At 36.1% G+C, this 23,996-nt stretch carries 22 protein-coding genes; 19 read left to right on the plus strand and 3 right to left on the minus strand.

Going from position 1 to position 23,996, the window contains the following annotated elements; translation table 11 throughout:
- Window positions 1–172: 172 nt before the first annotated feature.
- The 8 genes from ACXACQ_RS18905 to dapA all read left to right on the plus strand — a co-directional run bounded on the left by ACXACQ_RS18905 (window position 173) and on the right by dapA (window position 9,309).
- Window positions 173–1,252, plus strand: coding sequence for an aminotransferase class V-fold PLP-dependent enzyme (locus ACXACQ_RS18905; protein WP_474977549.1), 1,080 nt, complete (start codon window positions 173–175; stop codon window positions 1,250–1,252).
- Between the two features lie 72 nt (window positions 1,253–1,324).
- Window positions 1,325–2,248, plus strand: a complete 924-nt coding sequence (locus ACXACQ_RS18910) for a universal stress protein (protein ID WP_474977550.1) — start codon at window positions 1,325–1,327, stop codon at window positions 2,246–2,248.
- 137 nt (window positions 2,249–2,385) lie between these two features.
- Window positions 2,386–3,639 carry an exodeoxyribonuclease VII large subunit gene (gene xseA / locus ACXACQ_RS18915; RefSeq protein WP_474977551.1) on the plus strand — a complete coding sequence of 418 codons (1,254 nt, stop codon included), beginning with the start codon at window positions 2,386–2,388 and terminating at the stop codon, window positions 3,637–3,639.
- Window positions 3,620–3,817, plus strand: a complete 198-nt coding sequence (gene xseB / locus ACXACQ_RS18920) for an exodeoxyribonuclease VII small subunit (protein ID WP_474977552.1) — start codon at window positions 3,620–3,622, stop codon at window positions 3,815–3,817. Before xseA ends, xseB begins: the two co-directional genes overlap by 20 nt.
- A gap of 83 nt (window positions 3,818–3,900) precedes the next feature.
- Window positions 3,901–5,781, plus strand: coding sequence for a M1 family metallopeptidase (locus ACXACQ_RS18925; protein WP_474977553.1), 1,881 nt, complete (start codon window positions 3,901–3,903; stop codon window positions 5,779–5,781).
- Between the two features lie 107 nt (window positions 5,782–5,888).
- Window positions 5,889–7,898 (plus strand): NAD-dependent DNA ligase LigA, encoded by a 2,010-nt coding sequence (ligA, locus tag ACXACQ_RS18930; RefSeq protein ID WP_474977554.1) that lies wholly within the window; start codon window positions 5,889–5,891, stop codon window positions 7,896–7,898.
- A 2-nt stretch (window positions 7,899–7,900) separates the two neighbouring features.
- The gene (locus ACXACQ_RS18935) at window positions 7,901–8,416 is read left to right on the plus strand and encodes a DUF6913 domain-containing protein (protein ID WP_474977555.1); all 516 of its coding nucleotides are present in this window, start codon (window positions 7,901–7,903) and stop codon (window positions 8,414–8,416) included.
- Between the two features lie 5 nt (window positions 8,417–8,421).
- The gene (dapA, locus tag ACXACQ_RS18940; protein WP_474977556.1) at window positions 8,422–9,309 is read left to right on the plus strand and encodes a 4-hydroxy-tetrahydrodipicolinate synthase; all 888 of its coding nucleotides are present in this window, start codon (window positions 8,422–8,424) and stop codon (window positions 9,307–9,309) included.
- Between the two features lie 70 nt (window positions 9,310–9,379).
- On the opposite strand, the gene ACXACQ_RS18945 is transcribed toward dapA, so the two are convergent.
- Entirely contained in the window at window positions 9,380–10,363 is a 984-nt protein-coding gene (locus ACXACQ_RS18945; protein ID WP_474977557.1) for a type I phosphomannose isomerase catalytic subunit, read from the minus strand.
- 10 nt (window positions 10,364–10,373) lie between these two features.
- The gene (locus ACXACQ_RS18950) at window positions 10,374–11,753 is read right to left on the minus strand and encodes a sugar MFS transporter (RefSeq protein ID WP_474977558.1); all 1,380 of its coding nucleotides are present in this window, start codon (window positions 11,751–11,753) and stop codon (window positions 10,374–10,376) included.
- Between the two features lie 350 nt (window positions 11,754–12,103).
- Between ACXACQ_RS18950 and ACXACQ_RS18955 the strand changes: the two genes are divergently transcribed.
- The 11 genes from ACXACQ_RS18955 to ACXACQ_RS19005 all read left to right on the plus strand — a co-directional run bounded on the left by ACXACQ_RS18955 (window position 12,104) and on the right by ACXACQ_RS19005 (window position 23,446).
- Window positions 12,104–13,249, plus strand: a complete 1,146-nt coding sequence (locus ACXACQ_RS18955) for a pectin acetylesterase-family hydrolase (protein WP_474977559.1) — start codon at window positions 12,104–12,106, stop codon at window positions 13,247–13,249.
- 218 nt (window positions 13,250–13,467) lie between these two features.
- Window positions 13,468–13,863 carry a YbjN domain-containing protein gene (locus ACXACQ_RS18960; protein WP_474977560.1) on the plus strand — a complete coding sequence of 132 codons (396 nt, stop codon included), beginning with the start codon at window positions 13,468–13,470 and terminating at the stop codon, window positions 13,861–13,863.
- 27 nt (window positions 13,864–13,890) lie between these two features.
- Window positions 13,891–14,589: a PspA/IM30 family protein gene (locus ACXACQ_RS18965; RefSeq protein WP_474977561.1), complete on the plus strand. Its 699-nt coding sequence runs from the start codon at window positions 13,891–13,893 to the stop codon at window positions 14,587–14,589.
- A gap of 22 nt (window positions 14,590–14,611) precedes the next feature.
- The gene (locus ACXACQ_RS18970; protein WP_474977562.1) at window positions 14,612–15,172 is read left to right on the plus strand and encodes a DUF4178 domain-containing protein; all 561 of its coding nucleotides are present in this window, start codon (window positions 14,612–14,614) and stop codon (window positions 15,170–15,172) included.
- 42 nt (window positions 15,173–15,214) lie between these two features.
- Window positions 15,215–16,057: a hypothetical protein gene (locus tag ACXACQ_RS18975; protein WP_474977563.1), complete on the plus strand. Its 843-nt coding sequence runs from the start codon at window positions 15,215–15,217 to the stop codon at window positions 16,055–16,057.
- 30 nt (window positions 16,058–16,087) lie between these two features.
- Window positions 16,088–16,960: a DUF350 domain-containing protein gene (locus ACXACQ_RS18980; RefSeq protein WP_474977564.1), complete on the plus strand. Its 873-nt coding sequence runs from the start codon at window positions 16,088–16,090 to the stop codon at window positions 16,958–16,960.
- Window positions 16,961–17,070: 110 nt separating this feature from the next.
- On the plus strand, window positions 17,071–18,615 hold the full coding sequence (locus ACXACQ_RS18985; RefSeq protein ID WP_474977565.1) for a polyamine aminopropyltransferase: 1,545 nt from the start codon (window positions 17,071–17,073) through the stop codon (window positions 18,613–18,615).
- Between the two features lie 7 nt (window positions 18,616–18,622).
- Window positions 18,623–19,009, plus strand: a complete 387-nt coding sequence (locus tag ACXACQ_RS18990; protein WP_474977566.1) for an S-adenosylmethionine decarboxylase family protein — start codon at window positions 18,623–18,625, stop codon at window positions 19,007–19,009.
- Window positions 19,006–20,028 carry a potassium channel family protein gene (locus ACXACQ_RS18995; protein WP_474977567.1) on the plus strand — a complete coding sequence of 341 codons (1,023 nt, stop codon included), beginning with the start codon at window positions 19,006–19,008 and terminating at the stop codon, window positions 20,026–20,028. Before ACXACQ_RS18990 ends, ACXACQ_RS18995 begins: the two co-directional genes overlap by 4 nt.
- Window positions 20,029–20,410: 382 nt before the next feature.
- On the plus strand, window positions 20,411–21,607 hold the full coding sequence (locus tag ACXACQ_RS19000) for an MFS transporter (protein WP_474977568.1): 1,197 nt from the start codon (window positions 20,411–20,413) through the stop codon (window positions 21,605–21,607).
- Window positions 21,608–21,649: 42 nt separating this feature from the next.
- Window positions 21,650–23,446 carry a glycoside hydrolase family 13 protein gene (locus ACXACQ_RS19005; RefSeq protein ID WP_474977569.1) on the plus strand — a complete coding sequence of 599 codons (1,797 nt, stop codon included), beginning with the start codon at window positions 21,650–21,652 and terminating at the stop codon, window positions 23,444–23,446.
- A gap of 31 nt (window positions 23,447–23,477) precedes the next feature.
- Here the strand turns inward: ACXACQ_RS19005 and ACXACQ_RS19010 are convergent, their stop codons facing one another.
- A complete protein-coding gene (locus ACXACQ_RS19010) occupies window positions 23,478–23,975 on the minus strand; it encodes a hypothetical protein (protein WP_474977570.1) in 498 nt (165 codons plus the stop codon).
- Between the last annotated feature and the right edge of the window lie 21 nt (window positions 23,976–23,996).

The raw sequence follows: 23,996 nt of genomic DNA on the forward strand, positions 1-23,996 counted from the left end.
CAAACTTGCAGGGCATTCACTAATTAGTCCCTTACATTACAAATGTATTTCCCTACCATTACTCCATCATAAATGAGCGGTTATTATACCATTACGAATAATCTGTTTTATATTATTTTAATATGAACTCTGTTAACTAATTTTGAGACTTCCTAAATAATCAAAACCACAAATGAAAAACATGTATTTCACGCCCGGCCCTTCTCAGCTATATTTTACTGTTGAAGATCATATCAAATCTGCTTTAAGAGAAGATGTGGCATCTATATCTCATAGAAGCAAGAAATATGAGGAAATCCATAAAACGGCTGTAAATAATATTAGAGCATTACTAAACATACCAGAAGATTATCATGTGGTATTTACAGGATCAGCCACAGAGGTATGGGAAAGAATTGTACAAAATTTAATAATGCATGAATCTTTTCATTTTGTAAATGGTGCATTTTCTAAAAGGTTTCACGAAATAGCGACTAACTATCAAATAAATGCCTTGAGCCAAGTTGCCGAAGAAGGTAAAATAGTATCTCCTGCCGATGTACTTATACCCGAATCAGTAGAGCTAATCGGCTTAACCCATAATGAAACCAGCACAGGTGCCACGCAACCTATAGAGCACATAGAACAACTACGTTCAGCGTTTCCGAATCAGTTGATATCACTAGACGTGGTGTCTTCAGCACCTTATGCTAAAGTAGATTATAGCTTAGTAGACACGGCCTATTTCAGTGTGCAAAAGTGCTTCGGTTTACCTGCCGGTTTAGGCGTATGGATTTTCAATAATAGATGTGTAGCTAAGGCTGAAGAAAAGCTTAACTCAGGTAAGAATATAGGATCTTATCACAGTATTCCATCTATTTTAGAGAAAGCAGCTAAAAACCAAACATCAGAGACCCCTAACGTTTTGGGCATCTATTTACTAGGTAAAGTAACCGGAGACATGCTTAATAAAGGGGTAGAACAAATTAGAAGAGAGACAGAATATAAAGCTGCGGTTTTATATAATGCTTTTCAAGATGCCAAAAGCTTAACTCCTTTTGTGAAAGAAGAGGCGCACCGCTCAAAAACTACTTTGGTAGCAGAATGTGAAATGGGAAGCGAAGCAGTAATTTCTAAACTAAAAGAAAAGAATATTGTTCTAGGCAGTGGATATGGAAAATTTAAGGCTAACCACATCAGGATTGCCAATTTCCCTACGCATTCAAAAGAAAGCGTAGAAACCATAGCGGACGAATTGATTAAAAATTTTTAATATTTGATTAGATTGTGACCTAAAATATCACCAAATAAATAGCTTTGCAACCTAGTCTCAAAACCATGATTAATGGAACCATTTAAAAATATATTTGTAGGCCTTGACACCTCTGCAATGGACGAAACTCTCGTCAAGTTTGCGACTTATCTTGTAGACAATACATCAGCAGAAAAAGTAAGTTTTGTAAACATTGTTAGAAACCTTAATGTGCCCACACAGGTGCGTAAAGAATTTCCTGAAATTGAAGAAACTGCATTAAGAGAGCGCAAAAACAAGCTTAAAGAGGTTGTTAATAATCATTTTCACCCCAAGAAAAAGGTAAAAGTGGTTTATTTGGTAAGAAAAGGGCAAGCTCCCACATTTCTTAACTTAGCCAATAAAGAACAAGCAGACCTTATTATAGTAGGTCAAAAGAAAGGTGATGATGCTACGGGCGTTACAACCATGAGATTGGCAAGAAGGGCTAGTTGCAACCTACTTATTGTTCCTGAAAATGCTGAAGAGCCAAACGTAAGAAAGCTTTTGGTACCTATTGACTTCTCTAACTATGCAAAGTTAGCCGTAGATCAAACTATAGACTTTGCGGTAAGAACGGGCGAAGAAAGTGAAATTATTTGCCAAAACGTTTACAATGTACCAGCTGGCTATCATTACACTGGTAAAACGTTTGATGAGTTTGGAGAAATAATGAAATCTAATGCCAAAGAAAGTTTCGATAAATTCTTCAAAAAAATAGAACCAAGAGGCATGAAAATCAGAGATGTTTATTCTCTTGATACCAACGACAACCTTGCTAGTGACATTTATGATTTGGCAGACTCAGAAAAGGTAGGCTTTGTGGTTATTGGCGCCAAAGGAAGGACTGCTGCTGCTGCACTTTTCTTAGGTAGCTTGGCAGAAAAAATGGTAAATGAGAAAATGAACCAACCACTATTAGTAGTAAGGTTTAAAGGTAAAAATGCAGGACTTATAGAAACCCTTAGAGAAATATAAATTATATATTTTACAATATTCAAAAGCCACTTTTTACTCAAAAAGTGGCTTTTGTTTTTTAGACACTAATCTCTCTTCTTACTCTCATTATATTACACATTAGTGCTTACAATTAGATAATTTTGTGTTCCTGAATTATGGAACACCTATCATTATACAAACTCAACCAATTAGTAAAGCAAACACTAGACGCAAACCTCGCCCCTTCTTACTGGGTAGTGGCCGAAATTGGTGAAATGCGCAGCAATCAAAGTGGGCACTGCTACTTAGAGCTAATTGAAAAAGTAGATGACAAAGTAATAGCCAAAACCAGAGGCACCATTTGGTCTTACACTTATAGAAATCTAAGCACTTGGTTTGAAGGCATGACAGGCGAAAGTCTCAGGCCTGGCATTCAAATTTTATGCAACCTTACCATTCAGTATCACGAGTTGTATGGCTTAAGTGTTAACATAAAAGATATAGATGCTAATTTCACCTTAGGAGAGAGAGCACGTAGAAGAAAGGAGATTATTGATAAATTAATCGCTGAAGGAGTCTATGACATGAATAAAATGCATCCGCTCCCTGTTGTGCCTCAAAAAATTGCGGTTATTAGCTCTCCTTCTGCTGCAGGTTATGGTGATTTTATGGATCAAATAGAACAAAACTCTTTTGGCTATAACATCAGCACAAAACTTTTTAAAGCCGTAATGCAAGGTGATAAGGCTGCTGAATCCATTATAACTGCTATGATGCAAGTATATGATCAAATTGATGACTTTGACGTTTTGGTAATTATCAGAGGTGGAGGCAGCCAGATTGATCTCGATTGTTTTGATGAGTACGAGCTTGCCAACCATATTGCTCAATTTCCGCTACCTATTATTACAGGTATTGGTCATGAAAGAGATGAAACCATTGCTGATTTAGTAGCCCACACACAAATGAAAACCCCTACTGCTGTAGCGGAGTTTCTAATTGCGGGTATACGAGCTTTTGAAACTAAAATGGATGAATATTTTGCTCGCATATATAATACTGCTGTTCAAACCATCAATTTAGAAACTCAAAAGCTCAACACATTTGGCTATCAAATTAAATCTGGGATAAAAGGAAAGTTATCTGATTCTAAATATAAACTGGAAAGCATGTCGCATCAGTTAAAAACGAATGCCAAGCATTTCTTCCAGTCGCAACAAAGGCAATTAGAATTAGCAGATAAAGCCCTGCAGCTACTCAACCCAGAAACCATATTAAAACGTGGCTATTCTATTACTACAGTAAACGGCAAGCTTTTAAGCAAAACCACAGCCAAGCCGGGTGATAAAATAGTTACTGAAACTTCAAAACAAATTATTACAAGTACAATAGATTCATTCAATAAAAAAGATGGCAAAGAAAAAAGTTAATTACCAAGACGCTGTAGAAGAAATTGAGTCAATCATAGCTCAAATAGAGAGTGGTGAACCTGATGTGGATGAATTATCTGCCTTAGTAAAACGGGCAGCCATTCTAATTAAAGACTGCAAAAAGAAATTAAAAACTACTGAAGAAAGTTTAGCTGAGACGCTTGAAGAACTAGACTGATACCGTCCAGCACATACTAGTTTGATTATAAGCCACATTTTAATAGCTTGGTGGAAATAAATAATTTTTTAACAACAGATTATATGCACATTTATAAAAAACTGACATTAATCTTAACGCTAATCCCACTTTTAGGTATTAGCCAATCCAAAAACTCTACGCACTACTGGCAACAGCGTGCTGAGTACTCCATGGATGTAAATATGGATGTACAGAAACATCAGTATACCGGTAAACAAAAACTTGTTTATTATAACAACTCATATGATACGTTAAACAAGGTATACTACCACTTGTATTTTAATGCATTTCAGCCTGGTAGCATGATGGATATCAGATCTTTAAACATTGAAGATCCTGATAAGCGTGTGGGCGATCGAATTTCAAAGCTATCTGCAGATGAAATTGGTTATGAGCACGTTACTTCATTAAAGCAAAATGGCAAAAGCGTAACTTACAAAACTGAAGGAACTATTTTAGAAGTAGTTTTGGCTAAGCCAATTTTACCTGGAGACAAAGCTACCTTCACCATGGAATTTGATGGCCAAGTACCTAAACAGATCAGAAGGTCGGGAAGAGATAATGCCGAAGGGGTATCGTATTCTATGTCACAATGGTATCCTAAAATGTGCGAATATGACGAATTAGGATGGCACACCGACCCTTATGTAGGAAGAGAATTTTACGGTATTTGGGGAGATTTCGATGTAAAAATCACTATTGACCCTACCTATACACTAGGCGGAACAGGATATTTACAAAACCCAGAAAAAGTGGGCCATGGTTATGAGCCTGCAGGTACAGAAGTTAAACCTTCTGACAAGCCTATAACTTGGCACTTTAAAGCTCCCAACGTACATGACTTTATGTGGGCTGCTGACCCTGATTACAAACATGTAACGGCTCAGGTTCCTAATGGACCTACGTTACATTTCATATATCAGGAAACTGAAGAAACAAAAGATGCATGGCAACAACTACCAGAATACATGGTAAAGGCAATGCAATACGTGAGCGAGAACTTTGGAAAATATCCTTACGAGCAATTTTCATTTGTACAAGGTGGAGATGGAGGAATGGAATATCCAATGTCTACCCTTATTACGGGAGGAAGAAACTTCAACAGCTTATTAGGAGTTTCTGTTCATGAAATGCTTCATAGCTGGTATCAAGGCGTTTTAGCTACTAACGAAAGCTTATACCCTTGGATGGACGAAGGTTTTACAACTTTTGCTTCTAACCTTACTATGCAGCACCTTTTAAACCCTGAAAGTACTGACAACCCTCACGCAGGATCATATAGAGGTTATTTTTACCAAGCATCTGGCGGAAAAGAAGAGCCTTTAACAACACATGCTGATCATTACCACACTAATCGTTCTTATAGCATCAATTCATACTCAAAAGGTGCAGTGTTTTTAAGTCAGCTTAGTTATATAGTAGGTGAAGAGACTTTCAAAAAAGGGATGTTAAGGTATTTCAATACTTGGAAATTTAAACACCCTACATCAGCCGATTTTATCAGAATAATGGAAAAAACTTCTGGCCTACAGTTAGATTGGTACCTTGAGAAGTTCGTTTACACTACAGATCAAATAGATTATGCCATTAATAATGTGGTTAGTGATGGAAATGCCACATACGTTACCTTACAACGCAAAGGTGATGTTATGATGCCTATTGACCTTTATGTTGAATATGAAGATGGATCTAAAGAAATTTACTATATGCCACTACGCGTTATGCTTGGCGGTAAAGATGTAGAAGATAAAACAGCTACCAGAATTACTGAAGCAGCATGGCCATGGACCTACCCTACTTATACAGTAAAAATTAACAGTAAATTATCTTCAATCAAAAGTATTGAAATAGACCCTACTCACAGAATGGCAGACATTGACAAAGGAAATAATAGCTTTGATGTAAAAAGCAGTACTAAAGCCTTTGAAGACCCTACCAAATAAAAGGGAATATAAATATTACCAGTATAGAAAGATGAATTCGGCAACGGGTTCATCTTTCTTTTTTTTATATACTTTAAGTACTTTTACAGATCACTGATTAACTAATAATGACAAAAGAAGAAGCACAAAAAAAGATAGCAGAGCTCACAGAAAAAATCAATCATTATAATGAGCAATATTATCAAAATGACACATCAGAAATATCTGATTATGAGTTTGATCAGCTTCTTAACACATTAATAGATTTAGAAAAACAATTCCCAGAGTTTAACTACCCTGACTCACCCTCGCACCGCGTAGGCGGAACAGTAACTAAAGCGTTTGATACGGTATATCATAAAACGCCCATGCTGTCTTTGGGCAATACATATTCAAAAGAAGACTTAGAAGACTTTGACAAAAGAATAGAAAAAGGATTAGGTACTGATGCGTATGAATATATATGTGAGTTAAAATTTGATGGAGTAGCATTAAGCGTAACTTACGAAAACGGCATACTAACCCGCGGTGTTACACGAGGTGATGGAGTTAGAGGTGATGATATCACCTTCAACGTAAAAACTATAAAAAGCCTTCCATTACGTTTAAAAGGAGATTTTCCTGCAGAATTTGAAGCTAGAGGCGAAGCATTTATGCCTAAAAAGGTTTTTAGTGCTATAAACGAACAACGAAAGCAGATAGGTGAAGAGGAATATGCTAATGCCCGAAACACCACTTCAGGAAGTTTAAAAATGCAAGATTCAGCGGCAGTAGCCAAGCGTAAACTAGACTGTTATTTATACGCTGTAAATGGAGAGAACTTAAATGTAGATACGCACGAAGAAGCCATTAAAATGCTTGAGCGTTTGCAGTTCAATGTCTCTCCTACATATAAAAAGTGTAAAAATATTCAAGATGTGCTTGCCTATATAAGTGAGTGGGAAACCAAACGACATGACTTGCCACTGGAAACAGATGGTATTGTAATAAAAGTAAATAGCATAGCACAGCAGCAAGAACTAGGCTTTACAGCCAAAAGTCCGCGCTGGGCCATTGCATATAAATATAAAGCAGAGAATGCGGCTACCAGACTTAATCAAATTACCTATCAGGTAGGAAGAACTGGAGCCATCACCCCTGTTGCAGAATTAGATCCTGTGCAGCTAGCGGGCACTACGGTAAAAAGAGCTTCATTACATAATGCTAATGAAATTGCACGCCTTGACCTACGCGTAGGCGACATGGTTTTTGTTGAAAAAGGAGGTGAAATTATACCTAAAGTAACAGGTGTAGATTTAACCGCTCGTACACCTGAGCTACAACCGGTAGATTATATCACTCACTGCCCAGAGTGCAACACAGAATTAATAAGATATGAAGGCGAAGCGGTACATTACTGCCCTAACTCAAAAAACTGTCCTCCGCAGATAAAGGGCAGAATAGAGCATTTCATTCAGCGCAAAGCCATGAACATTGACAGCCTGGGTGAACGAACCATCAACCTGCTATATGAAAAAGAATTAATAAAAAGCCCCGCAGACTTATATAAGTTGACCTACGATGATATATTCCAATTAGAAGGCTTTAAAGATTTAAGTACTAAAAACGCCCTGAAAGGAATTGAGGCATCAAAAGAAATAGAATTTGCCAATGTATTGTTTGGCTTAGGCATAAGGTATGTGGGCAAAACGGTAGCCGAAAAGCTAGCCAACCATTTCAAAAATATTGATAACATAATAAATGCAAGCCAAGAGGAGCTCATTGCAGTGCCTGAAATAGGCGAAAGAATAGCGAGCAGTCTGGTTAACCATTTCAGCCAAGAAGAAAATAAAGCTGAAATAGAAAGATTAAAAGCCGCAGGTTTACAAATGGAAGTTGTCGAAAATGAAAGTAATAATCTTTCAGATAATCTTACGGGACAAACTTTCGTTATTTCAGGAATGTTTGAGAAATATGGAAGAGACGAATTAAAAGAATTAATTCAACAACACGGTGGCAAAGTTGTATCTTCAATCTCTGGCAAGCTCAATTACTTAATAGCAGGAGACAAAATGGGACCTGCAAAAAAAGAAAAGGCAGAGAAATTAGGCGTGAATATTATTTCTGAGCATGATTTTGAGGCCATGATAAGCGAGTAACTATGATCAACAAAAAATTACTCTTACATAAAACACGTAATCTGTTAAAACACGATAACGTATTACGACACAGCACGGATTATCAACAAGCCGAAAATATAGGTGTTATTTTTAGTATCTCGGATAAATCGAAACATGTGCATGTAAAGGAGTTTGTAAAAAAATTAGAAAGAGATAGCAAAAAAGTTCAAGTTTTAGCTTTTCGTCCTAAAGGTGCAGAAAACTTTGAGTTCCTTTTTGATTTTTTCACTGCTGATGATATCACTTTTTGGGGTAACTTTACGGCCGATCAGGTTTTGAAGTTTGTGAATAAGCAGTTCGATTTCCTTTTTTACCTTGATACTGAGCCCACTCCAATAATGCAAAATATTTTGGCGATGAGTAAAGCGAAGTGTAGAGTAGGTAAATTCAGTGAAGAGAACAATGAGTTCTGCGACTTACTAATAAGCGTAGAAAGCAATGATAACATTGAACCTCTTACCGATCAAATGTATAAATATACAAGAATTTTGAATTGATAAATATGTCTAAATTGCATGGTACGGGGGTCGCCTTAGTTACCCCTTTTGACAAAGAAAACAACATTGATTTTGCTGCATACTCTAACTTATTAGATTACACAGCAAAACAGGGAGTGGATTATTATGTAGTACTCGGCACTACTGGTGAGGGGTCTACCATTTCTTTAGATGATAAAAACAAAATTCTTCAGCACACTAAAGATAACAATAAGCATAACTTGCCTATTGTGTACGGTATTGGAGTTAATGATACTGCCGCTACGGTAAAAATTACTAAAGAGACTAATTTAGATAGTGTAGATGCTATTCTATCTGTTAGCCCGTACTACAACAAGCCATCGCAGCAAGGTATTATTCAGCACTATATTCACATTGCTGATAATAGCCCAGTACCTGTTATACTTTATAATGTGCCTGGAAGAACAGCCTCTAACATGTCTGCTGAAACTATATTAAAGTTAGCAGAACATGAAAATATAATAGGTGTTAAAGATGCCTCTGGCAACATGGAACAAGCACTGGCTATAAGTAAACATAAACCAGAAGACTTTATGCTTATTTCTGGTGATGACATGCTTACTGTGCCGCTGTATTCTATAGGAGCCAAAGGGGTGATATCAGTAATGGCAAATGCTTTTGGTAATATCTTCAAAAACATGAAAGATGCTGCCTTTGCTGGCAACTACCAAAAAGCATCTGAAGAAGCCTTTAAACTATTAGATATTAACCCATTAATGTACAGTGAAAGTAATCCTGTAGGTGTAAAACAAGCACTAGCAGCATTAGGTGTTTGTGAGCATTATGTAAGATTACCATTACTTCCTGCATCCAAAGAACTACAAGAAGCAATAGCAAAAAAAGTAAATGAATTAGCGGCTGTAGCTGTCTAATTGATACTAATAATACAAAAAAAGGGCATTCTGTTGAATGCCCTTTTTCATTTTAAATAACTGAAGTTATTTAAGGAATATATGTTTCTAATATTTTACTCTCGCCTGCAGGTATAATTTCTACTGAACTCAACACAGCCGGTATCAAAACTACCTCCCCCATTGTACAATCTATCTCAAAGCCCTCGCCTTTTATTTTGCTAGAACCTTCTAAGCAAACATAAATAACGAAAGAATCTAAGTGAGCATAATCACGTGTAGTAGGCTTATCAAATATCAACCTATTGGTCTCAAAAAATGGACATTCTACAATAGCTGTAGCTTTATTCACTTCTAGAGGTTTGTTAGATTTATATTCATCGTAGTATTTATAATCAATTGCATCCACAGCCTCTTCAACATGAAGCTCTCTTTTATTGCCTTTATCATCAGTACGATCAAAGTCATAAATACGATAAGTAACATCAGAGCTTTGCTGAATTTCAGCGAGCATAATTCCTTTGCCTATAGTATGAACACGGCCTGCAGGAATAAAGAACACATCATCTTTATCTACTTTCTCCTTATTAAGGATTTCCGTAAGCTTACCATTTTCAAAATACTCTAAATACTTCTCTTTATTCACTTCTTGATTAAAGCCTGTGATTAAAGTAGCATCTTTATCTGCCTGAATGATGTACCACATTTCAGTTTTACCAAACGAATTGTGCCTCTTCTGTGCTAACTCATCATCAGGGTGCACCTGTATAGATAAATCATCGTTGGCATCTATAAACTTAATAAGTAATGGAAATTTGCCACCATAAGTCTTATAGACCTTCTCCCCTAGCAACTGTTCTTTGTATTGAGCTATTAGGGTAGTTAAAGGCTCACCTTCTAATTCTCCATTAGCAACAAAAGAAACGTTACCTTCTACGCCACTTAGCTCCCAAGTTTCGCCACAATTTGGTAGCGGAGAAAAATCCTTACCTAAAAAATCTTTTATTTTACTCCCACCCCAGATCTTATCTTTATAGATGGTTTTAAACTTTAAGGGATATAATTGAGATGTCATTTGCAAATGTTTATTTAGATTCTACAGCTTCAGTTTTAATCTTATTGTACCTAGCTCCGTAATAGAACAGATACAAGAAGCAAAGTACCGGTAAAATAAATGAATATTCTAATGAAATGTAATCTGCAAGCAAACCTTGTAAAGCTGGCACAATAGCACCACCCAAAATAGCCATCACTAATAAAGATGAACCCTGACTAGTATAAGTATTTAGATCTTTAATGGCCATAGAGAATATATTTGACCACATAATAGAGTTAAATAAACCTATCGATAAGATCGGCCAAACCATCATACCTGGCACTTTAAATATTGCCGTAGCTAAGAAAGCAATATTAACTATAGCAAAAACGGATAACATCAAACGTGCATTTTTGCCAATAACCATAAATAAAACAAAGTTTACACCTAAGAAAATGAAGTAAGGCCACATTTCACTAATCTGTAACCCTGATAAATATATAATTAATGCTACTGAAGCAGCCATTAACAACAACGAATACAGTGCTTTCTCTCCTTTTGATTTTTCACTGATGTTGACAGCTCCCATAAACCTACCAATCATGGCGCCTCCCCAATAAAAAGATAAGTACTTACTAGCCTCTAAGTGGTCAAGCCCCAATACATCAGCCTGCCCCATGTAAGTAATGAGTAAACTACCAATAGCCACTTCTCCACCTACGTAACAGAAAATAGCAGGTATACCCCACTTCAGTTGTCCAAACTTTAATACTTCAAAAGGATTTCCTTTTTTAAGGTCATCTTCATCATTACTAAATGAAGGTATTTTACTAATAGCAATAATACCTACCACCACTAAGAATAGTCCACTTAAAATCATGTAAGGCACCCTTACGTTATCAGCTTCTAGAGTTCCATTTTCGGCAAAAAATTCAAATATCAAATATCCGCCTAAAGCAGGCGCTATTGTTGTACCAAATGAATTAAAAGCCTGAGTGAGGTTTAATCTTCCCGAAGCAGTTTCAGGTTTACCTAATAGCGTAACTATAGGGTTACAAGCAATCTGCAAAATGGTAAGTCCTAAGCCCAATAAAAATAATGCCCCTAAAAACAGTGCATATACCTTAGCATAAGATGCCGGCACAAACATTAAACAACCAGCGGCCGATACAATGAGCCCGGCTATTATGGCTTTCTTATATCCTATTTTATTGATAGGGTCTCCCCAGATCATCGATGAAATGAAATAACCTAAAGAACCAAAAAAGTAAGCCAGGAAAAAGGCAGTCTGTACCAAAGTAGACTGAAAAGTAGATAACTGAAATACCTCTTTTAAATAAGGGATGAGTATATCATTAAGGCAGGTTATAAAACCCCACATGAAAAACAGTAAGGTTAAAACCGCTAATGACCTTGCATTTTTATTCATAAAATAAACCTTTAGATAACTTAAGACAAAATCTATAACGATTCCAAAGGTAACATAATATATGGATTTAACATCTTAATAAAGCTAAATCGTTTTAATCGTTATACGAACGGTTAAATGGGTAATTTGGAGAAGGAATAAATCTGACGATTCTCAATGTTTTTTTGAGCTGAACAATGGTGCTGAAGTGCAAATATCCTTACTTATTACAAAATGCATTTACAATACTTTTTATTTTATTGTTACGGATAGCAAAGTTTAAGTCACTGAACACCTTTTAGATATAAAAAACAGCTCAAAAAAGGCCAAAAATCAATTTTTTCAAATAGATTTTTAGGTATTTTAATAGAATGAAACTTCTATTGATCCCCGCTTTGTGTCTATTACTATGGGCATGTAAAATTCACCGGCTTCCTAAAGTAAAATCAATACAGCAAGCAGATAGTTACTCGTGGAATAAAGTACTACTAGACAGCACTACTTCTACATGTAAGGGTGATGACTATTTCATTCTGTCACAAAAAGCCAGTTCCAATAACCTGATCATATATTTTTCTGGAGGTGGAGCCGCTTGGGATGCACAAAGTGCATTCAACCCCATGGGGATAAAAGCCATGCTCAAAGGACACAAATTCGGATATTATACTGATAATATCCCTGCCTACATCATGTCTATGATGCATGGTATACTTGACAAAAAAAACGAGGCCAACCCTTTTAGAGACTGGAATGTGGTGTACATAACTTATGCCACTGGCGATATGCACGCAGGTAATACGCTTACAACATTTACAAAAGGGGAAAAACAAAAAACCTTGCAGTTTAACGGCCAGCAAAATACGAAAAGAGCACTAGACTGGACTTTGAATAACTTCCCTCAGCCTGATAAACTATTCATTTGTGGCGAAAGTGCTGGTGCTTTCGGTGCAGCATTTTGGACTCCGCACATTGCCAACCTTTACCCCAATAGCAAAATTTATGAGCTTTCTGATGGCGCATTTCTTAAATCTGATCAGTGGCCCAAAATAGCTGAGCAAGTTTGGAAAAGTAACTGGAGCCGTAACTTTGGCTATGACATTACAGAAAACCCAATAAAGGCAGCCTTTCTCAACGATTATAAAGCATTGGGCAACAAAGTTACTTTTTTACACACCAACACCCTGTATGATGAAATGCTTACATGGTTTAATTCAGAAATGAATGACCTACCCAAAAACAGTAATAGCTACATTACAAAATGGTCAAACGAAATGCTCAACACAACCAAAGAAATTAGAGAAGAAGTACCTAATTACCATTTTTATATAACCGACTATGGCATTAATAAAAGCAAGGCAACCACACCCCACACTATAACCAGATATAAACTTTTTTATGAGGTAAAAGAAAATGATATAAGATTTTCACAATGGCTTTCAGATATTATTATCCATAATAAACCAGGCTATTCTGTAGGTGAAAATTTCATCAGTAAAATGGAACAGAAGGAGCAATAACGAAGAATTTGATAACTAGAGATAACAATATTCCTTATTAATTATCAATCACTTATCAATTTTCTCAAAAAACGTGCGTTTTCAAAATATTATCATTACTATTGTTATGTAACGTTGTTATTACAAAATCGTATCTTTAATTAATGATAAAAATACCGTGTAAATCTTTATCGAAAGATCATTTGCACAGATTCTTGTAATATAAAAAATACCAACAGATGAGCGAACATTTTGAAAAAGTAAAATCTTATTTACTAGACCTTGAGTTTAACATACTCCAAGAAGATGCCCAAGAAGAACTTTTAGTTGTAGAAAAAGATGATTCAGGCATTACTAACTTAATCTTAGACTGCGAAGACTCTATTTTAATAATTGAAGGTCTCATATTTGAAGTTAAAAATAAAAGCGCTGAGCTTTTTGAAAAACTTTTGATCCAAAATAGACAAATTATCCACGGAGCATTTGTATTGGACGAACCGGGTACTAAGGTATTATTTAGAGATACATTACAATTAGAAAATCTAGACTTAAACGAGTTAGAAGCCACGCTAAATTCATTAGAATTACTTTTAAGCGAATACGCTAACGAGATTTTAGAATTTTCAGAAATTTAATTTTTAAAGCTTAATATCATCACCATTATGGGAATATTTAATAGACTTTTTACAATAGGTAAAGCAGAAACTAACGCGGCCATCGATAAACTAGAAGATCCTATAAAAATGACCGAGCAAGGCATTAGAGATCTTAAAAAAGATTTGGATAAGAGCTTGCAGGCATTAGCTGAGGTAAAAGCTATGGCCATACGTAGTAAACGTGATTTAAACGACCACCAATCTACAGCTAAATCTTATGAGCAAAAAGCGATCTTATTGATTCAAAAAGCTGAAAAAGGCGAAATAGCTCCTGAAGAAGCAGACAGACTGGCTACCGAAGCTTTAACAAGAAAAGCCGAAGCTGAAGAATCTGCTACAAGAGCACAAGAAGAAGTTAATAGATTTGACACTAACATAGGTCAGCTCGATGCTAACATCAAAAAATTAAAGTCTACTATCACTCGTTATGAAAATGAGTTAAGAACTTTAAAAGCAAGATCAAGGGTGAGCCAAGCTACTGCCAAAATTAATAAGCAGATGTCTGGTATTGACAGCTCAGGAACTGTAAGCATGCTAGAGAAAATGAAAGAAAAAGTGGCTCAGCAAGAAGCTATGGCCGAAGCTTACGGTGAAATCTCTATGGAAAATAAGAGTCTTGATGATGAAATAGATTCTGCTTTAAACGCCAACCAGGTAAAAGCTTCTAACTCATTAGAAGAACTAAAAGCAAGACTTAAAAAATAAGTATTTATAAAAAAACGACATTATGGGCTTATTTGATAAATTCTTTAAAAAAGAAGAAGAAACTCCCCATTATGACAGCACCAACATCAGGGTACATGACCTTGATGTTGGTTTTGTATTTGATTATGACCTATCTACATGGGAAGTTAAAGCATTATATGAGTATGACTGGGGAGATAATTACTTCACCCGAGAATATAAAATAGATAATGGTGTAGATACATTATTTCTCAGCCTAGAAGAAGATGATGAAGTAAGCCTGTCTGTTTGCAAAAAAATAAAAGTTAGGACACTTGGAGATTCTATGACTCAAGAGTTAATGAACAACCAAAAGCCTCCTAGCGAATTCACTTACGAAGGAAGAAAATACTTCTTGGAGCAGGAGTCTCCAGGGTATTTTCATGACATCAGCAAAGGTGATGACGCCTGGGAAGAGTTTATTAGCTGGGACTTTGAAGATGATAAAGGCGAATACCTGATATCAGTAGAACAGTGGGGAGAAAAAGAATTTGAAGCCGCTGCAGGTAAATATATTAAAGAGTTTGAAATCTCTAATATACTGCCCGCTGAAAACCACCAGTGACTACCTAACCAAAACACAAAAGCCAAAACCAAAAAAAGTATCATGAAGAACGGACTTGCAAAGGTTATCATTGCAATAGTAATCGGATTCATAGTTGTTAAAACCTGTAGTAGCAGACGTAGCTCTACAGCTCTAAGAAGAACTAACACCACCTCTCAGACCACCAACTGGCAAAAATCGCCAATTGACGATCTTATAAAGAAATATAGTGATGAGCCTAATTTCTCCATCATATTGTACGATATGGATGCTGAAGAGCCAACCTTTGGTTCTAACACTTATAAACACAAATACCGTGTACTGCTAGAGAAACCAGATACAGTAGAAGTTAATGAAACGGAATGGTTTGAGGTAGAAGAAAAACTATTCAAGGCCCACATCAACGACATGGGCATGGAGGTAGCTTCTAAAAAAGATGGTAAAGTAAGTAAACAAGCAGTGCCTGCTGGTTATAATAACTACATAGGAAACCCTAAATACGGTCACTGGACTCAAAGAAATGGTAATTCTTTCTGGGAGTTTTATGGAAAATACGCTTTCATGTCTTCCATTTTCAACCTGATGACTTACCCTGCCAGAAGAAGTTATTGGAATGATTACAGACAATCATACTACGGTAGAGGAAAGTCTTATTACGGCCCATCTGGCTCTACAATTTATGGTACCAAAACATATACCAGTACCAATACCGGACGCTCTTCTACTTGGGGAAGCAAACCTTCTAGCTTTAAAAGTAAAGTAAGAAATAGCGTAAGCAGATCTTCATCATCTTCTAGTTCTAGAAGTTATTCTTCTTCTAGCAGCTATGGCAGAACTTCAAGAAGTTCTTCAAGGTCTTCAAGTGGCTCTTCTTTCAGATCAAGAAGCGGTGGCTTTGGTAAATAATTTTCCCATAAATTGAAACTATAACTGAACATGACACTTTCTGAATTTTCATTTATTGTATACGATGCCGTTGTGTATATGGCATTAGCTTTCGTTTTTTTCTTTTTAGGGAAAATAGCTTATCAACTTCTGCATGGCTCTATTAACATCAAAGAAGAGCTTGTAAAAAAAGATAACCTGGCATTTAGCTTAGCCCACGTAGGCTATTTCATTGGACTTCTGCTCGCTATCGGCAGCGCCATTGTTGGTCCATCAAATGGATTAGTTCAAGACATCATTGATATTTCTATTTACGGTGCATTAGCTATTATACTGCTCAACTTATCTGTTTATATCACTGATAAAATACTATTATCGAAGTTTTCTGTAATAAAAGAAATCATAACAGATCAAAACGCAGGTACTGGTGTAGTTGAAGGAGCTGTATCTATTGGCTCAGGATTAATAATTTTTGGAGCCGTAACAGGAGAAGGACATGACACCATGATAGCGGGCATCATCTCTGCCATTGTTTTTTGGGCAGTGGGGCAAGTAGCTCTTATCATTACAGGTTTTATCTATAACCTCATTACGCCTTATGATATCCATGAGCATATTGAAAAAGATAACGTAGCAGTAGGTATTGGTTTTGCAGGAGCTATTATAGCCATGGCTAATTTAATAAGATTTGGTATTGCAGGAGACTTTGAAGATTGGACCTCTACCCTATCTGAAGCAGGACTGGAAGTATTAGTGGGTATAATTTTATTACCCGTTATGCGATATTTAACTGATAAAATTTTATTGCCAGGAGAAAACCTGACAGATGAAATCATCAACCAGAAAAAGCCCAACATTGGAGCGGCCATTATTGAAGCCTTTGCCTACATTGGCGGTTCAGTATTGATAACCTGGTGTTTATAATATTAACTCAAAACTCCTGATTCATAAAATCAGGAGTTTTTATTTTTCCCTTCTCTTACCTTATTTTGTGCACTCCTTAGCATTTTTTACAGAGATTTTTAAAAGCTTATATGTTTAAGAACCGTTCAACTTTGTTGAAAGCCGCCATTTTTGCTACTGGTTTTTCTGGTGTAGTGGCCGAATACATTCTTTCTACACTTGCTACCTACTTTTTGGGTGATAGTATTTTCCAGTGGATCATGATCATCTCCCTTATGTTGTTTTCCATGGGGGTTGGTAGTAGAATTAGTAAAGCGTTTCATACACAACTTTTAAAAAAGTTTTTACTAGTAGAATTCATTCTGTCACTACTGGTATCATTTGCGCCACTTCTTGTATATACTTTAGCGGCATATAGCTCTAATTACGAGTTACTCATTTATATATTATCTATAGCTATTGGAATGCTTATAGGCATGGAAGTGCCTTTGGTTATTAGAATCAACAATGAATTTGAAGAATTGAGATACAACATCTCTAATATTCTTGAAAATGATTATTACGGAAGCCTTTTAGGTGGTGTTTTCTTCGCCTTCATTGGCCTACCCATGCTTGGGCTAATGTATACTCCATTTGTTTTAGGCTTAGTTAACCTTTCTGTAGCCATGATCTTAGTTTTAGTACTATGGAAATTTCTTGAAGCGCAAGAAAGGAAAGTACTGTTACCGACAGGGTCATTTATCTTCGTATTATTGATAGCGGGTCTTTTTGTTACTAAGCCTATAATATTGTACGGAGAACAAGCCAAGTATAAAGACAAAGTTGTTTACACCAAACAAACCCCTTATCAGAGAATAGTCATTACACAATGGAAAAATGATTATTGGCTTTACTTAAACGGTAATCAGCAACTATGCACTAAAGACGAAATCATGTACCATGAACCACTGGTACACCCAGCAATGACCTTAAACCCACACCCTACTAACATTTTAGTAATGGGTGGTGGCGATGGTTGTGCTGTGAGAGAAATATTAAAATACCCATCTGTTAAACATGTTACACTTGTAGATTTAGATCCTAACATGACATCGCTGGGACAGACCTTCCCAGTGTTAACAGACTTAAATAAAAACTCTTTAAATGACTCAAAAGTAGAAATCATTAATACTGATGGTTTCCAATTCATTCAGAAAAATGAAGACTACTTTGATGTTATTATCATTGACTTGCCTGATCCACGAACAGTAGAATTAGGCAGATTATACAGTTATGAGTTTTATGAAAGCTGCTACAAAAGGTTAAGACCTCAAGGGGTTATTATCACGCAAGCCGGCAGCCCTTACTTTGCTACCAGAGCCTTTTTGTGCATAGAGAAAACCATGAAAGAAGCAGGCTTCAACACTGTACCTTTACATAACCAGGTAATTACTATGGGAGAATGGGGCTGGAGTCTTGGTCAGAAGCAATCGCCATACCCTAACTTAAAGCAGACTTTAAAAAAACTCAGCTTTGAAAACACTCCTACACGGTGGATTAACCATGAAGCTATGAATTTGATTACTTCATTCGGCAAAGACACTTATATTTGGAATAAGGACACCGTAGAGGTAAATAGAATTCACGATCCTGTGCTTTATAAATATTACTTAAAAGGAAATTGGGATTTATATTGATATAATCATGAACAAACCTTTACAACATAAAGCTTTAAAGGCTCAAATTTTCAACCTTAGATTTTGGGTTAACAATATTGATCCTGAAACTTTGCAAAAAACCTTTGAGCAAGTGTTGAAAAAAAACGAATTCAGTATTCTCAATTTTTCAGAGCATTTCTTCCCCGTTCAGGGCTATACGGCCATTTGGTTACTAGCAGAATCACATTTAGCTATTCATACCTTTCCTCAAGACGGTTGGAGCTATGTAGAACTTAGCGGTTGTAATGCATTAAAAACCAATCAATTTAAAAACGATATAGAAACACTGAACTTTGCAATACAATGGGACACCAGAGACATCAGCGTAAGCTCGCCCAATAACAAAGACCCAAAAGCACCATCTATAGCATGAAAAAATGGAAAGTAATAGCATTGGCTTTTTTGGCCTATGTTTTAATTATATCATTGGTAGGATACATAGAAAGTCAGTCACCAGATGCTAATATTAAAAGCATCAGCGATGCTTTTTGGTATGCTATTGTAACGTTAACCACGGTAGGCTATGGTGATTTCTACCCTGTTACGCCTGCAGGAAAAGTAATAGGATTAGTTATTATTATCGGCAGTATTGGTGTGCTCGGATATATTATAGGTGAAATCACCACAAAATTTAATCAGTATATGGAAAAGAAAAAATATGGATTCTGGGGAACCGACTTTGAAAATCATTACATCATTATAGGTTGGAGTGAATTCGGAAGGTCAGTAGCTCAGCAAATATTTAATACAGGTCATAAAGTAGCTTTTGTAGTTGATTCTAAAAATGACTTAGATTTAATAAAAGATGTGTTCCCTCAAGATAACTGCTTCTGCATGTTTGCTGATTTTAACAACCTAGATGCTTATAAAAAGGTGAACATCGATACATCCAAAGGCGTATTTGTAAACTTTGATAATGACACTGAAACACTGGTATTTGTACTAAACCTTAAAAAATCATATCCTGAAACAGATGTGGTGGTTACTTGTAAAAATGCCTCATTAAAAGACACCTTCATTAATGCTGGCATACGTCATGTAGTAGCGCAGTCAGAAGTAGCATCGCGTTTAGTTGCTAGTTATATTTTTGAGCCACAGGTGGCCTCATATACCGAAGACCTTATTTCTAGCAGCGCCATTGATACTGACTTTGATATACAGCAATACCTTATTCAAGAATCTAACCCCTTTGTCACTTATAAATACATAGACCTTTTCTGGGAGATGAAAGAAAAATTTGATGCTGTTACTATCGGACTTGTGGTGGATCAGAAAATTATAAAAAAGCCTAGCTCAGGTTACATCATTAAGCCAGGTGATTATGTAATTGTAATATCCGATGGCATTGGCAAAAAAAATCTTGAAAAAGTATTTGGTCAAGAGGGAGAATAATATTTAGTATAAAAGCATTTATTTATTCAAAGCGTATTTAATGGTCAATCTTACCTAAAGTGCAATCATGTAAGGTAAATCTAACTAATCAATGCATGTTAAAAACTAATAAAACTCGCTTCACACATCAAAAAGTAATAAATGAATTAATATAAGCTTAAAAACCACTATCTTAAGCCAGCCATATTATTTTTGCGTTATAGCGCAGTAATGCTATTTTTTTATAATTCTTGTTTTTTTTGACTACGTAATTAGTAAAGGGTAATTGCCTCCTATGGGTATACTTTGTATTCTATTCTGCTTAAAATGGAGTAAAACCTTCAAGAGACAACAAAAAAGAAATATTGTAGGTAATCTTACATTTTAAATTAATTCAATGCCCATGAATAAAAGTGACAATAAAATTATACTTGTCATTATAGTTGTTTCTCAATTTTTATGCACTTCACTTTGGTTTGCAGGCAATAGTATCATGCCCGATTTAGTTAAAGCGTATGACTTGGACAACGGCTTCCTTGGCTTTATGGTGTCAGCCGTTCAACTGGGTTTTATTACGGGCACATTAATCTTTGGGCTATTGGCCTTTGCTGATAAATTTTCTCCTTCAAGGTTTTTCTTTGTTTGCGCTGCTGTAGGTGCTATTTTTAATTTAGGTATTATCATTAAAGGCAATAATGCCTTCACTATTTTATTATTTAGGTATTTAACAGGCGTTAGCTTGGCGGGCATTTACCCTATAGGTATGAAAATAGCCTCTGACTACTTCAAAAAAGGCTTAGGAAAATCATTAGGTTTCATGGTTGGGGCATTAGTACTGGGTACGGCATCACCACACCTAATAAAATATATGAGTGCTTCCCTCCCATGGAATTATGTAATTTATACCACTTCCCTACTATCGCTGTTGGGAGGCTCCTTAATGCTGGTCTTAGTACCTAAAGGCCCACATCATACGCCATTTAAAAAGCTCTCATTTTCTGAAATTATCAAAGTTTTTAATAATAGCAATTTCAAATCAGCTGCATTCGGCTACTTTGGACACATGTGGGAATTATATACCTTCTGGGCTTTTGTGCCGGTAATGCTAAGGTATTACTCCTCTATGCACCCTAACTCACATATTAACATTTCTTTTACATCTTTCAGCATCATCGGCATGGGGGCCATTACATGTGTTTTGGGCGGTTTCTTAGCCGATGGTTGGGGTACAAAAAGAACTGCCAGCTACATTTTGGCCATCTCATGTGCTTGCTGTCTTCTTTCTCCCATTAGCTTCTTTTTGCAAAACGAAATCATATTCATTTCATTCTTAGTCATTTGGGGATTAATGGTAATTGCAGATTCCCCTTTATTTTCTACTTTGGTAGCTCAGAGCGCTCCTGATTCACTTCGAGGGTCGGCACTAACCCTCGTGAACTGTATAGGCTTTTTTATAACCATAGTTAGTATTCAAATTACAGATCTATTTTATAACGCGCTAGCAAGCCCATACATATACATCATATTAGCCTTCGGCCCTATTTTAGGGCTGATCAACTTATTAAATTCCAGAATTTCTGTAGATTCAGAGAATAACTAATAATACCCTTCCTTTCATAGAAAATCATTAAATTAATAGAGTGTGCATAAGAATACTTTACGCTACAATGAAAACCCTATGAAAAAAAACTTACTGTTACTATTAATGTTGCCGCTGCTATTAAGCATGTGCAACAAGCCCAAGCCTAAAGAACATAAAACTATGGCCTCTGAGAATAAGCCCGACAGTTCCATACACAAAGCCTGGTGGAAAGAAGGCATTGTCTATCAAATATACCCCCGCAGCTTTAAAGATACTGACGGAGATGGCGTGGGTGATTTAAAAGGAATTATAGAAGAGCTCGACTACATCAAAAGCCTTGGTGTTAATATAGTTTGGCTTAACCCTATCTACAGCTCTCCTAATGATGATAATGGCTACGATATTAGCGATTATAGAAATATAATGTCAGAATTCGGCTCTATGCAAGACTTTGATACCCTACTAGCAGGCATGCATGAACGTGGCATAAAACTGGTGATGGATTTAGTGGTTAACCATAGCAGCGATGAACATGAGTGGTTTAAACAATCTCAAAGCTCCAGAGACAATCCCTATCGCAACTATTATCATTGGTGGAATGCAGAAAAAGGCAAACCCAACCCTAGATGGAGCTTCTTTGATGTGAATAGCGATGCTTGGATGTACGATTCTCTAACAAATGCTTATTACCTTCATTATTTCTCACGAAAACAACCGGACCTCAATTGGGAAAACCCAAAGGTAAGAGAAGAAGTGTATGATATTATGAAGTTTTGGTTAGACAAAGGTATCGATGGCTTTAGGTTAGATGCTTTTCAATTTGTATCCAAAGACATTTCGTTTCCCAAACTGCCCGAAGGATATGAAAGTGATATTATTAAATATTACGGCATGGGTCCTTACTTACATGATTACCTAAAAGAGATGAACGAAAAGGTAATTAGTCAATACGACATCATGACTGTAGCAGAAGGCGCTGGTAGCACTTACCAAGATGCCTTAGATTTAGTAAGTCCTGATAGAAAAGAATTGAATATGGTTTATCATTTTGAAGGCATGGAAATAGGCAACAGCCTAGAAGGCTACGAACTCCTCGATTTCAAAAAAGTATACACACAATGGGACAGCGCCATGGCAGACAAAGGTTGGCTATCCATTTTCCTCGCCAACCACGATGTACCACGTATGGTCAGTAAGTTTGGCAATGACAAGCCTGAATTCAGAGCAGCATCATCAAAAATGCTTAACACCTTTATTTTAAGTATGAAAGGCACACCATATTGCTATAATGGAGATGAACTAGGCATGACCAACATTTATTTAAAGGATATAAAAGATTATAAAGACATTGCCGCTGTTAATGGCTACAAATATGCTGAAGCACACAATGAAGACCTAGATCATTATATGAAAAGGCTACAGCATTTCTCAAGAGACAATGCACGTACCCCCATGCAATGGGATAATACTAAAAATGCAGGCTTTAGCGAAGGAGATCCGTGGTTAACAGTTAACCCAAACTATGAAAATATTAATGTAAAAATAGAGAATGATGACCCTAACAGCTGCCTGAATTATTTCAGAAAAATGACTGCTTTTAGAAAAGCCAATCCCGTATTGGTGTATGGAGATTACTCGCTTATACTGGCCGACAATCCAAAGGTATATGCATATACACGATCATTAGATAATGCTCAAATGTTGATTCTACTCTCTTTTACCGAAAAGGAAACAGCTGTGCAATTGCCAGAAAATATCAACCCGAAAAAGGTGCTTATCAATAATTACAGCCAAGCAGAATGGGAAGAAAAGGATATTAAACTAAAGCCTTATCAAGCTTTAATTTTTGAATTATAAAAAAATAAAGGAGTCTTCATTGACTCCTTTACTATTGTAACTGTATCGCTTTCTTTAAGTATAGAAATACTATCATTAATAAAGCAGAAATAAAGATCATTACAGAGTGGCTATTAAAGCCATTGCCAATTAAATTATTAGCAATTATGCTGTAGCTAAAATAACAGAAGAAATAAACTATTATCACTGTTACACTTCTAAGCATTCTCAAAGCCATTCTATATTGCTGATAGGCATTTTTTAAAGTTATTTGAACAGGATAATTAAAAATTGAAGGATATCTGCCCAATATTTTTAATCCTAAATAAATCAACAATTCTATGCTTACTATAAACCACACAATATTTTTACTCACATATGGAGAAATATTGTTAGCTAATCTCACTTTGCCAGGCAATACATCTGGCAAATATTGAAAATAAAAAAGAGGAATAAGTATTAACACAGCCACTCCCATGTAGCCAGCTAATTCTAAAAAATGATCTATCCTCTCCCTTCTTATTTGAAATTTGGGTAATCGGTTAGGCATGTAGTAGGTTACGTTTATTCC

This window comes from Fulvivirga sp. AWR4_260 (assembly GCF_056158185.1).